Here is an 11,021-nt window from a genome sequence, read left to right on the forward strand (position 1 = left end):
ATCTTCAGTCTTCACACACCGATGATCAGCGGTGGCTGTACCTGTCTCTCAGCCGACCCCACCGGCAAGATCACGATCTACGGCTGGAGTACTAGATCAAATCCGGCGCAGGAGTCAGGGCACCTTTCTGGTGAGCGAGCGTACAGGGTGGGACCGCGGTCTGTCTGTGACGGCCGATGGGAAAGGGCTGGTCGGGCATGCAGGGGTGGTGCTGCTGCGCAAGCTCGCCGACCGCGTCGGCCTGACCGACGCGCTGGCGGGAGTGCTGCCGTCGGGCACGACCTCGTCGTGGCGGGACCGGGCAACCGCGCTCGTCGGCCTCGTCGTCGCGATCGCGCTCGGCGCCACGAATCTGCTGGAGGCCGAGCAGCTCCAGCTCCACCACGGCTCCCTGTTCGGACCGGCAGTGTCGGACTCCACGCTGCACCGGCTGCTGTCCACGACGGACGAGACGAGGCGCGCACAGATCGCGAAGGTACGACAGCGGGTGCGTCGCCATGTCTGGACGCTGCTGCACCTGCGGCCCGGCGGCTTCCCGTATCTGACCGTCGCGGGGCGGCATCTGAAGGGCTGGATCGTGCTTGGCATGGACGCCACGGTCATCACCGCGGCCTCCAGGAAACAGGGCGCCACCGGCACGTTCAAGGGCACCTTCGGCTTCCAGTGCGCCATGAGGCGCTCTGACGTATCCCCGGCTCAGCCGGGAGGAACTTGGGAGGAGGTTCCTGGGCCTGATGACTTACCCGATCCGGAAACGGTGACGGGACAAGAGCATGTCAGGAAACTGACGGCCGCGCCGAGACGCTACGGGCGGTGCGTCAGGTGGCCCGCGTGACATGGCGAAAGCTGGATTGCCTGAACCCTAATCCCCAGCGGAGGCAACGAAGACTCCACCGGCACGGCGTCCGATGCCGGTGTCGTCGTCTGCGGCGGTTTGATGGTGTGGCCGCCGCACCTTCCGGACGGCGACGCGACGCTCAGTCAGAGCGGTCAAGGGGATGAGTGGGGCGCCTACATCACGCTGTTACGTACGTCGGAGACGAACATGGGATCGCCTACGGGACGCGAGTCCTAGTGTCCTGAGTCGTTAGTTCGCTTGCGGTTGTAGGGTGGGGCGGTGCCTGGTCCCAAGCCGTTGCCGCTGGAGTTGTCCGATCACGAACGCCGGGTGCTGCGGGGCTGGTTGCGCAAGCGGACCGCCTCTCAGGCGCTGGTGCTGCGGTCGAGGATCGTACTGGCGTGCGCGGCCGGCCTGTCGAACGCGCGGGTCGCGGATGACTTGGGTGTCTCGCGGGAGACGGTGCGCAAGTGGCGGTCCCGGTTTGCCGCGGACCGGCTGGAGGGCCTGGTGGACCGGCCGCGGTCGGGGGCGCCGCGGAAGATCACGGACGAGCAGGTCGAGGCCCTGGTCGCAAGGACGCTCGATCAGGCGCCGCCGACGGGTGATTCGCACTGGTCGACGCGTTCGATGGCTGGGGCGGCGGGGATGTCGCAGTCGGCTGTCTCGCGCATCTGGCGGGCGTTCGGCCTCAAGCCGCACATCGTGGAGACCTGGAAGCTGTCGACCGACCCGCAGTTCGTGACCAAGGTCCGCGACGTGGTGGGCATTTACCTGTCCCCGCCGGAGAACGCCCTGGTCCTGGCGGTGGACGAGAAGTCGCAAATACAGGCCCTGGACCGGACCCAGCCCGTGCTGCCGATGGCGCCGACCACGCCGGCGAAGATGACGCACGACTACGTTCGGCACGGCACGACCAGCCTGTTCGCCGCCCTGGACATCGCCTCCGGATCGGTCATCGCCCAGCACTACCGCCGCCATCGCCACCAGGAGTTCCTCCGCTTCCTGAAGGTCATTGACGCCGCCGTCCCCAAGGACCTCGAACTCCACCTGGTCCTGGACAACTCCGCCACCCACAAGACCGAGCCGGTCAAGAAGTGGCTGCTGCGTCATCCCCGCTTCCATCTGCACTTCACTCCCACCTCGGCGTCCTGGCTCAACCTCGTCGAGCGCTGGTTCGCCGAGCTGACCTGTCGCAAACTCCGCCGCTCGGCCCACCGCAGCGTCATCGAACTCGAACGGGACATCCGCGGCTGGATCAACGAGTGGAACAAGAACCCCAAGCCGTTCGTCTGGACGAAAACCGCCGACGACATCCTCGACACCCTCGCCGCATACTGCACACGAATTAACGACTCAGGACACTAGCCTCGAAGTTTCGTGACGGTCCGCCGACGGAGTCGGTGGACCGTTCTTGTTGCTGTGGGCTGAGGCTGGGCAGGCCGAGGACCCGAGTGTCGTCTCGGGAGGGCGCCGGGTTCCACTGCTCCGGGTGTTGAGGTGCTGTCGTAGGGACGGGTGATTTCGCTGGTCAGCCGGGGTCGGGCAGTTGGGTGAGCCGGTCGAGGGCTGCGGTGATGTGACCGGTCCAGGGCCAGTGCCGTGCCAGGCGGAGGATCCGCCGACGGCCGGTGGTGACGAGCTGTCCGGCTGTGGTGAACAGGCGGAGCCGCAGACGGCGGGGTTCCCAGAGCCTGGCCCTGCCGGTAAGCGAGAGCATCGGCATCCAGGCCAGCAGGTCGAGAGCGATCTGCACGATCTCCAGCCAGATCCGGTTCTGCGCGGTGCGGTGCAGAGGAAGATTCCGCAGGCCGGTGGCCCGGGCGGCCCGGATGCGGTCCTCGGCCCTCGCTCGCAGCCGGTGACGGAGCTCGAGCTCGGCGATCGGCCGGCCGACGGTGTTGGTGGCGAAGCAGGTCAGCCGCATGCCGTCCGCGTCCGTGAGCCGCAACTGGGCCCCGGGGTGCGGCCGTTCCTTCCGGACGATCAGCCGCATCCCCTTCGGCCAGCCGTCCAGAACGTCACCGGTGAGTTCGGCGACCCAGGCGCCGTCGCGTATCTCTCCGTCCGTCTCGACGGCCGGCGTCCAGGCCGATGCCGGAACCTTCAGCACATGCTGGTGGACCTGCTCGGTGATCATCATGCCGACCGAGTAGGACAGCCACCGTCCCCGCCGGGCGAGCCAGGCGACGAAGTCGTGGGTGCCGCCCGCGGAGTCAGTGCGGATCAGGGTCCGACGTCCGCGCCGGTACTTCTTCGGCAGCTGGGCCAGGGCCAGTTGGGCGGCGGTGATGTGGTCGGTGGCGGTGTTCGAGCCCGCGTTCCCGGGCCTGAGCAGGGCTGCCACCGGCTCTCCGGTGCCGCCCGGCCCGTGATCGACGAACCCCATCAGCGGGTGGTGCCCGTAGGTCCGCTTCCAGGTCGGGGCCGCGTCCTCCTTGTCGGAGTGCGCGATCACCAGCACCCCGTCGAGATCGACGGTCACCGTCCCGTCCGCGTCGGGCGCTTCCCGGCCAGCCAACTGCCAGACATATCGGCGGACGTCGGCCCGCGCGGAACGGATAGCCTGCAGAGCCCGGTCGCCGGAGGCGGCGAGGGTGTCGATCAGGCGGGAGACCGTCGGGTCGGAGGCGACCGGCCCGAACATGGCCGGCTCCGCCCGCAGCATGCCGACATCGGCCAGGCAGTCCCCGCCCAGCGCCACCGCCAGGGCCACGTCCAGCAGGATCTTCCCCGGATCGTGGACGGCCCGCGGCTTCCGCCACGGCGTCAGCGCCGCGGATATCGCGGTGTCCAAACCGGCCTTGCGGACGGTCTCGACCAGCAACACGCCCCCGGCCTGCGAGACCACCGCCCGGCCGCCGCCCTCGATGCGGACACGCGGGTACGACCCGATACGCTTCTTCACCTGGAGAGTGCTTCTTCCCATGCAGCCAACAGGACCCTAGACAAGTCCCATCGTTGCAGGTCAGGAGCACTCTCCGCTTATTTGATCAAGCCTCGGACAACCCCGCCTCGTGAAAGCGCGAGGCTAGGGCGACGGAGTGCCCGTAGTAGTCGCAGGGGTCACGGCCTGCCGAGGAGGACGGTAACGCCGTCCGCAGGGCGAAGGGGCACAGGTGATCGGACATCCCGGTCTGGGAGGTATGCGAAATGCAGAGCGCCGAAACGGTGCTGGGTGTCCTGCGTGACCGCGGCAGGCGTGGCCTGCCGTGCGAGGAGCTGTATCGACAATTGTTCAACCCGCAGTTGTACCTGTTGGCCTACGGACGTCTCTACTCCAATCAAGGAGCGATGACGCCCGGGGTGACCCAACGTCGCTTCCTTGGTCGTTTCAGGGTGACTGTGGTCGTGGTGTGAGTGGGTGGAGCTGGACGGTGTAGGTGACGCGTTCGGTGGCTGGTTGATCTGGTTGGAGCGTGGGCCAGTTGACGTGTCGGGCCTTGGTGGCGCGGGGTGATCGGCGGCCGGGCCGTGGCTGGGTGACGGTGCGGATCAGGTCGGCGCCGATGTCACGGATCTTGGCGGTCAGGCGTCGAGGGGGGAAAGTCCGCCCCGACGGTGCGCTGGGCGGCGTGCAGGGCGTGCTTGAAGCTGATCTGGGCTGGTGGGATGCCGTCCTGGGCCGCGCTGTCGGTGGCCAGGTGGCGTACGGACTGGTAGACGCAGAGCATTGCCCACAGTTCCTGGGCGACCATTTCGGGGCTGTTGGAGCGCAGGGTCGCGGTGCGGCCGCCGCGTTGCTCGACCTTGATCGACCGGTAGATCGTTTCGCTGGTCCAGCGACGTGCGTAGAGCTCGGCGAGTTCGGTGGCCGGGGCGGTGTCCGGGTCGAGGAGGGTGGTGATCAGGCAGAACAGTTCCGAGGACTCGGTGGTGGAGCCGTCGGCGCCCTCTGCGGTGCTGTGCACGGTGTACTCGATCACCCGGACGGTGATGCGCTGTCCGCGTGGCCCGTTGAGGCGGGAGAGATAGGTGCCATCGTGAAGTACCTCGATGACGGGCAGGGTGAACGACGCGCTCGCGCGCCACAACAGCTCAGCGCCCCGGCCCGCGGCTGCGGTGAACAGGCCGTAGGAGGGGAAGCCCCGGTCGGCCAGCAGCAGTGTGCCCCGCTCGATCATCGGCAACAGGCGTGTGGCCAGGCTGCGTTCGTCGACTGCCAGGGAGTCGAAGACCGCTGCGATCACGGCCAGGGTGCCGCACTCGACCAGGGCCAGCAGCCGCACCTGTGGATAGGGCCCCTGCCGGGCCCCGGTCACAGGCCGGGTGTACGCGGCGGAGTTCGCCGCGCTGTCGGGGACGTTGAAGGTGGTGCCGTCCAGCGAGGTCAGGCGCAGGTTCCGCCAGAACACCCCCGGCGTGGCCGGCGTGCCCTGCGCTCCGCGCACCCGGTCGAACAGCACCCGAAGCGTCCCCGCCCCCAGCCGGGAGCGGGCCTTGGTCAGCGACCCTGTCGATGCCGGACGCCACTTCTCGCCCCGCTTGAGCGGCCAGTGCTACACCAGCTCCCGCAGCACCCCGCCGTACCCGACCGAGGTGAACAGCCACATGGCGAGGGTGAAGTAGACCACCAGCCGCGCGGGCAACGACTTCACCGCGCGTTCCCGCGCACCGGCCTCCTCGATCGCGAAGTCCACCAGCTCCGGCGTGAACGTCCGCGTCAACGCGCCGATCCGTATCCGCTCCGGGAAGCCATCCCCCACCACATGATCACGAGCCATAAGCCCCGGATCCTAAACGATCACCGGGCAAGGAAGCGACGTTGGGGCGTGAGGACGGGGGAGCAGCACGTGACCGACCTACTGGACACACTGAAGCAGTGCGTTGATCGGCTGGGCCGTTACCGCAGCCTCGGCCGCCGGGTGGGCGAGCAGAACACGAAAGCCGGCCTCATCGAACCAGTGATCGCCGCCCTGGGCTGGGACGTGTTGGAGCCAGACGAGGTACACCGCGAGTACCGACGGCGAACGACCGACAACCCCGTCGACTACGCACTGATCCTCATGCGCATGCCCCGGCTGTTCATCGAAGCGAAGGCGATCGGGGAGAACCTCGACGATCCGCGCTGGGCGAACCAGACGATCAGCTACGCAGCAGTCGCGGGTGTGGAATGGGTTGCCCTGACCAACGGGGCGGAATGGCGCGTGTACAACGCTCATGCTCCGGTTCCGGTCGAGCACAAGCTCTTCCGCACCGTGCGCATCGCTGACGACGCCGACGCTGCCTTCGAGCTGTTGTCCTTGCTGAGCAAGGACAACATGCGCGACAACCGCATCCAGGAGCTGTGGCGTAGCTTCTTTGTTGACCGCGAAGTCAACCTCGCTCTCAACGACTTGTTCGCCTCCGGCGAGCCTCCCAAAGACCTCATCGATCTGCTCGCCAAGCGCGTGCCGAAGTTGCCCCACGCGGACCTACGGGCGAGCCTCCAACGGGTACGCGCCACCTTCGACTTCCCCCGCGCGGCGGTAACTCCAGCCATCTCCGCGCCTCTGGCGGCACCGGTCCCCGCACCTCGACCAGTCGAACCCTCGTCTGTCGAGTCCTCCATCCCCAAGTCCCGAGCGTCGGGGCAACCACCTCTGACGAGATCGCGGAAGACAGCAGTCAGCGAAGATGAGAAGCACGTAGGCTTCCAGGAAATGATGGCCGCCGGCAGAGTGACCCCCGGGGCGACCTTGCACGGTGACTATATGGGCCAACGACACACCGCAACCGTGTTGACCACTGGCCAGATCCGCTACCAGGAGAAGGTTTACCCCTCGCTGTCGGCTGCCGGGCGAGCGGTCAAGCTCCACGTCAGAGGCCGCAATACCCCTGAGTCCACCTTGTCCACCGACGGGTGGGACTTCTGGCATACGACAGACCCAGTCTGCGGCGACGAAGTATCCCTAAAGGGACTACGACGTCGGGTGGTCCACGCCCAGCGTGACCAGTGAAAGGCTGCGCCCTGAAGGCCTTTACGGGCGTGCGGGCCTCTACTAGGAGCCCTCACCGTCAACCCGTGACACTTCTGTCGGGCCCTGACGCCGTCGAACAAGTGTCACTGGGGTGACGGTGAGGCCGGTACCCAGCCAGGCTCGGGGTCGTCTACGCGGATGAGGACCGCGGCGAGGTGGTCGGCGGTGGTGTAGGGGACGCGGGGATCGGCGAGGAAGGCGGCCGGTTCGATGGTGCGCGTGACCATCAGCGGCAGAACACGCCAGGGCCGCTCGCCGTCGATGCCGCAGGCGACTGCCGCGCGGGATGCGTGAGCGGCGACGGTGGCGGCTTTGGCGAGCAGCTTGTCGCGGTAGCGGGCGGTGAACTTCTTGATGTGCTGCTGTACGGCGTGCGAGGCGACGGCCCCGGTGGGGTTCTTCGCCTCAATCACCCACAAGCGACCTCTGTCCGGGTCAGCGACCAGCAGGTCGATCTCGCCGGCCAGGCCCGGGACACCGAGTGCGGCGGCGGTCCTTTCCAGCAGGCGGAAGCGATGGGGCAGTTGCACTGCGCGGGCGGCGTCCCGTACGTCCTGTTCCAGGCGTTGGTCGAGTTGCTGGCGGTGGCGGGACAGGGCCTGGCCGACGGGTGTGGGCAGGCCCGGGTGCGGCAGGCGGCCCTCGTCAAGGTAGGCGGCGTAGGCCTCGCGGGAGGCGTGGGCGAGCCAGGGGAGGACGAGCAGCTCCTCGCCGTCGGTGATGAGGGGGTGAGTCAGGGGCCGGGTGCGGCGCTCGACTTCGGTGTAGGAGTGCTCACCGGTGCCGGCGGCGTTGCCGGGATGCAGGCGCAGGTGGTCGACGGCAGCGTGCAGGTGGTCGGTGGGAAGGCGGGACCAGGTGGCGCTCTCGTTGATCAGAGTCTCGGTGGTCACCATGGCGATGCCGCTGTCGCTGGTGAGCCAGTCCGCGGCGGTGGCAAGGACGGCTCCGATTGCGTCCAGACTGCATCCCCAGTGCTCGATGAGCAGTCGGTCGGCGTGGGCGAGCTGGCTTCCCGCAGGGAGGGTGGCTGCGGCGAAGTCGCTGGGGGCCCGGGCGGCCGTGTGGGCCAGGATGGCGGCAGGGTCGAGGGGTGCGGGCTCGGCGTTGACGGCGGCGTCGATCATCCGCTGCTGGCGGGCGCGGTGGTAGGCGTCAGCGTCGAACCCGAGAGGTGCACCGGCGGTGTCCTGGGCTTCTTCAGTGGCGGTGCAGGGATCGGTGGTGAGGGAGAACAGGCCGCTGGGATCGATAGTCAGGGACACGTCGTGCAGGCGGCGTGCTGCGGCGACCGCAGTGATGCCGGCGTCGAGGACGAGTTCGGCGAGCGCCACGAGCTCGGCAACGGCGAGTACATCGACGGGCTGGGCGCCGGTGGGCGCGGTGACGAGGGCTTGCTGCAACAGCAGTTGGAGCGCGGACGTGGCCGTGGCGGCATCCTCGTACCGGCGCCCGGCCTCTGCGGTCCAGTTGCTGGCCCACGGGGCCGCGAGGTTGGCGGCGGTCTCGGCGAGCGTCCGGGTGCGGTGCGACCAGGCGGCGTTGAGGTGCCGCGCTAGTTCACTGAGCAGCGCCGGCTCGTGCCCGCTGATCTGGTCGGCGAGGGCCTTCTCCAGTACGTGCAGGAGCTGCTCGGCGGGCCCGCCGGGGCGGCAGGCGTCGGCGCCGTGCCAACTGCCGACCGGCACGCGGGCACGCCGGAGGGCCGCGGCCGCGGTGCGCAGAACGCGGGCGTGCAGGTGCGGAGTGCGCGGCAACGTGTAGGCAGGGGCGGTAGCGGGCCAGAAGGTGGTGATGCCGGTCAGGCGCAGGAGGGGGTGAGCGGTGTTCCAGGCCGTGGTGAAGGCGTCGGCGTCGGTGCCGGGGCCGCCGCCGCGGCCGGTGCGGACCTGGGTGATGAGCTCGTGGACGAGCCGGCCAAGGATGCGGTGTCCCTTGTGGCCGTCACCGGCGAAGGCAGCCAGCAGCAGCGGGTCGACGACGATACCGATGCGCGCGGCCGTCGGGTCAGCGCCGGCACGCAGCAGGAGCCGCTCCCCCACGTCGACGTCGTCCACGCCGTCCAGTGCGTCGGCGGGGAGTTGATGGGGCTCGTCGGAGACGGTCACTTCGACGATGAGGGGCGCACCGTTGGGGAGCGTCGCGTGCGCGGTGACCGGATCGAGGGTGGTGAGGGTGGTGCGCAGGGAGTCGGCGAGGTTGGCCATGGCGCTCACGTCGAGTAGAGAACTGGGCCGCCGCGAGGGGACAGCGACGATGACGATCGGGGGAACGGTGGCTGTGCGGATCAGGAGGGATCCGTCGGCGGAGTGATGCTCGAGGTCGGTGTAGGTGCTGGCGCAGCCGAGGTCCGACGGGGTGCGCCGGGCGCGTTGGAAGTCTCGCACGCTGGGCAGGCCAGCACCGCTGAGAAGGAGGTCAGTCTCGGCGTGCGCGGCAGCGCGTTCCCAGACCTCGTCGTGGTCGGCGGCGTAGGCGGTGCCCCCCTGGCGGTCAGGGCCGGGAAGCAGCAAGGTGGCCTCGCGGTGCCATTGCGACCATGCGTCGAGGGCGTCGTCGTAGGCCACTGCCCGGGCGCCGGGGTGTTCGGTGAGATCCAGGACGAACAGTGCCAGCAGCGTCACGTCGCCGGCGCATTGGTGGAGGATCTCGGCGACTTCCTCGACGTGAAGGAAGGCGGTGTCGTTGATCAGTTCGGGTCCCAGGAGGCGCGGTCCGCCGTAGACGACCAGGCGGCCTCGCCCCGGTGGCGTCTCGGCGAGAGCGGCACGGCCCTCCTCCACGCGTGGACCGAGCGTGCCTGTGGTGATCGCGCTGACGACGGCGATGTCGTAACGGTGGGTGGGCGAGGACAGGCGGCACACCGGGTCGGGGCGGGCCGGGATGTGGTCCAGGCCAAGAAGTTGGGCGAGCCGGGCAACGGTCGCCTCCTGCAACCGTTCCTCGGCCACGGGCAGTTTGTCCGGCGGCAGTTTGTCCAGGAGACGAGCGACGGCAGGGGCGATCGCGTCGGTCGCCGCCCCGGCGGGGACGGGCAGGCGTCGGCCGTGTGCGGTGACGGCCAGCGCCGGGCCGAGCAGCGGGGTGTCGGGGTGGTAGCGCAGTGGCAGGGCCTTGATCGGGCGGGTCAGCCAGTCCAGGGCACGATTAGCGCGCTCCGGGTGCTGGCAGACAGGAAGCAGGTCGGCGGGGTCGGCGGTCGCGATGAAGGTGGCGGCCTCGACTTCGGCGGGGGTGAGATGGCAGGCGACCTGCCCGTCGCTCTCCCCGGTGATCGGGTCGGGCCAGGCGGGGGTGAGCGCGGTCAGGGCCCGGTCGGTGAGGCGCAGGGCCAGTTCAAGGATATCCGCGACCCCGAATCCGGCGGCCGCGCGAAGGGGTTCGTCAGTGGCATGGGCGGTGAGCTGCAGGCTGCGCAGAACGAGCAGGGGGTGGGCAAGCTGCCCCGGGTGGACCAAAAGCCCCTCATTCGCGAGGCGGTGGCGTACACAGGCGCGCAGGTTGCTGGGGTGGCGGCCGGTGAGGACTCCGCGTCCCGGAGCGGCATCAAGGACGGCCTTGACCAGGACGGGCAGGTCCTCGGCGCCGACGGATACACCGGGGCGGCGCGGAGTGCGCAGTACGCGGGTGAACATCAGCAGCAGGTGGTCGTGGAGGCGCTGGCAGTCGGGTGAGGCCAGCGCGGCCTGGAGCAGCACGATCAGGGAGTCAGTGGAGTACGGGGCCAGGGCGCGGTCGAGGGCCTTCCAGTCCACGCGGCGGTGTGCGGCGGAGGTGGGCGTGTTCGAGGACATGGTGGAGTTCCTGCTCTGCTGCCTGGCTGATCCGACGCGACAGCCTTGCAGGCGGGTCGCCGCGCGTGGGACGGGTTTGACCGATCTCCGTCGGTGTGCTGTGCGTGGTCAGGCCCATGCGGCCTCACCCGGCAGTTCGGGCTGGTGTGGCACGGGGTTTCTCGGTGGCGGGAAGGCTGGGCGGTAGGGGTCAGCCAGGTCCCAGCCGCGCCACCGCTCGCCGGGTACGTCAACACCGCCGCCGGACGCCGAGCCCACACCGAACGCCACCGCGTCCTCGCCCTCTACGGCATCACATGATCAACCGGACATCCAAGGCAAACGCCGGAGCCCTGGGAGCTGCCGAAAAATAACTCCTCGGCATTCGTGGGCTGTTGGGTCGTAAAATGCGGTGGTGTCGGAGGGGACGAAGGCGAAGTTGGTGGATGT

General features: G+C 69.0%; 6 protein-coding genes and 2 pseudogenes. 4 read left to right on the forward strand and 4 right to left on the reverse strand.

Going from position 1 to position 11,021, the window contains the following annotated elements; all coding sequences use genetic code 11:
- The first annotated feature begins 166 nt into the window (after positions 1 to 166).
- The gene (locus ACIF9R_RS37535) at positions 167 to 835 is read left to right on the forward strand and encodes a transposase (protein ID WP_399987507.1); all 669 of its coding nucleotides are present in this window, start codon (positions 167 to 169) and stop codon (positions 833 to 835) included.
- Positions 836 to 1,117: 282 nt separating this feature from the next.
- Positions 1,118 to 2,206 carry an IS630 family transposase gene (locus ACIF9R_RS37540; RefSeq protein WP_399987508.1) on the forward strand — a complete coding sequence of 363 codons (1,089 nt, stop codon included), beginning with the start codon at positions 1,118 to 1,120 and terminating at the stop codon, positions 2,204 to 2,206.
- 163 nt (positions 2,207 to 2,369) lie between these two features.
- Here the strand turns inward: ACIF9R_RS37540 and ACIF9R_RS37545 are convergent, their stop codons facing one another.
- Positions 2,370 to 3,746 carry an IS1380 family transposase gene (locus ACIF9R_RS37545; protein ID WP_399987515.1) on the reverse strand — a complete coding sequence of 459 codons (1,377 nt, stop codon included), beginning with the start codon at positions 3,744 to 3,746 and terminating at the stop codon, positions 2,370 to 2,372.
- A gap of 245 nt (positions 3,747 to 3,991) precedes the next feature.
- Between ACIF9R_RS37545 and ACIF9R_RS37550 the strand changes: the two are divergent.
- Positions 3,992 to 4,153, forward strand: a pseudogene (locus tag ACIF9R_RS37550) (RNA-directed DNA polymerase); the annotation flags it as partial.
- Between the two features lie 197 nt (positions 4,154 to 4,350).
- Here ACIF9R_RS37550 and ACIF9R_RS37555 read toward each other — a convergent pair.
- Together ACIF9R_RS37555 and ACIF9R_RS37560 are read right to left on the reverse strand one after the other, a co-directional pair.
- Positions 4,351 to 5,301, reverse strand: a pseudogene (locus ACIF9R_RS37555) (IS4 family transposase); the annotation flags it as partial.
- Between the two features lie 36 nt (positions 5,302 to 5,337).
- Complete coding sequence (locus tag ACIF9R_RS37560; RefSeq protein ID WP_399987510.1) at positions 5,338 to 5,562, reverse strand: transposase domain-containing protein; 225 nt, start codon at positions 5,560 to 5,562, stop codon at positions 5,338 to 5,340.
- Positions 5,563 to 5,631: 69 nt separating this feature from the next.
- On the opposite strand from ACIF9R_RS37560, the gene ACIF9R_RS37565 reads away from it, so the two are divergent.
- The gene (locus tag ACIF9R_RS37565) at positions 5,632 to 6,777 is read left to right on the forward strand and encodes a hypothetical protein (protein ID WP_399987512.1); all 1,146 of its coding nucleotides are present in this window, start codon (positions 5,632 to 5,634) and stop codon (positions 6,775 to 6,777) included.
- Between the two features lie 104 nt (positions 6,778 to 6,881).
- Here the strand turns inward: ACIF9R_RS37565 and ACIF9R_RS37570 are convergent, their stop codons facing one another.
- Entirely contained in the window at positions 6,882 to 10,592 is a 3,711-nt protein-coding gene (locus ACIF9R_RS37570; RefSeq protein WP_399987513.1) for a hypothetical protein, read from the reverse strand.
- Between the last annotated feature and the right edge of the window lie 429 nt (positions 10,593 to 11,021).

The organism is Streptomyces sp. NPDC086080, from assembly GCF_044540255.1.
GTDB lineage: Bacteria > Actinomycetota > Actinomycetes > Streptomycetales > Streptomycetaceae > Streptomyces.

Excerpts from the sequence above, each read along its gene's own strand:
- ACIF9R_RS37560 (WP_399987510.1), bottom strand. The coding sequence starts at position 5,562 with ATGGCTCGTGATCATGTGGTGGGGGATGGCTTCCCGGAGCGGATACGG.
- ACIF9R_RS37570 (WP_399987513.1), bottom strand. The coding sequence starts at position 10,592 with ATGTCCTCGAACACGCCCACCTCCGCCGCACACCGCCGCGTGGACTGG.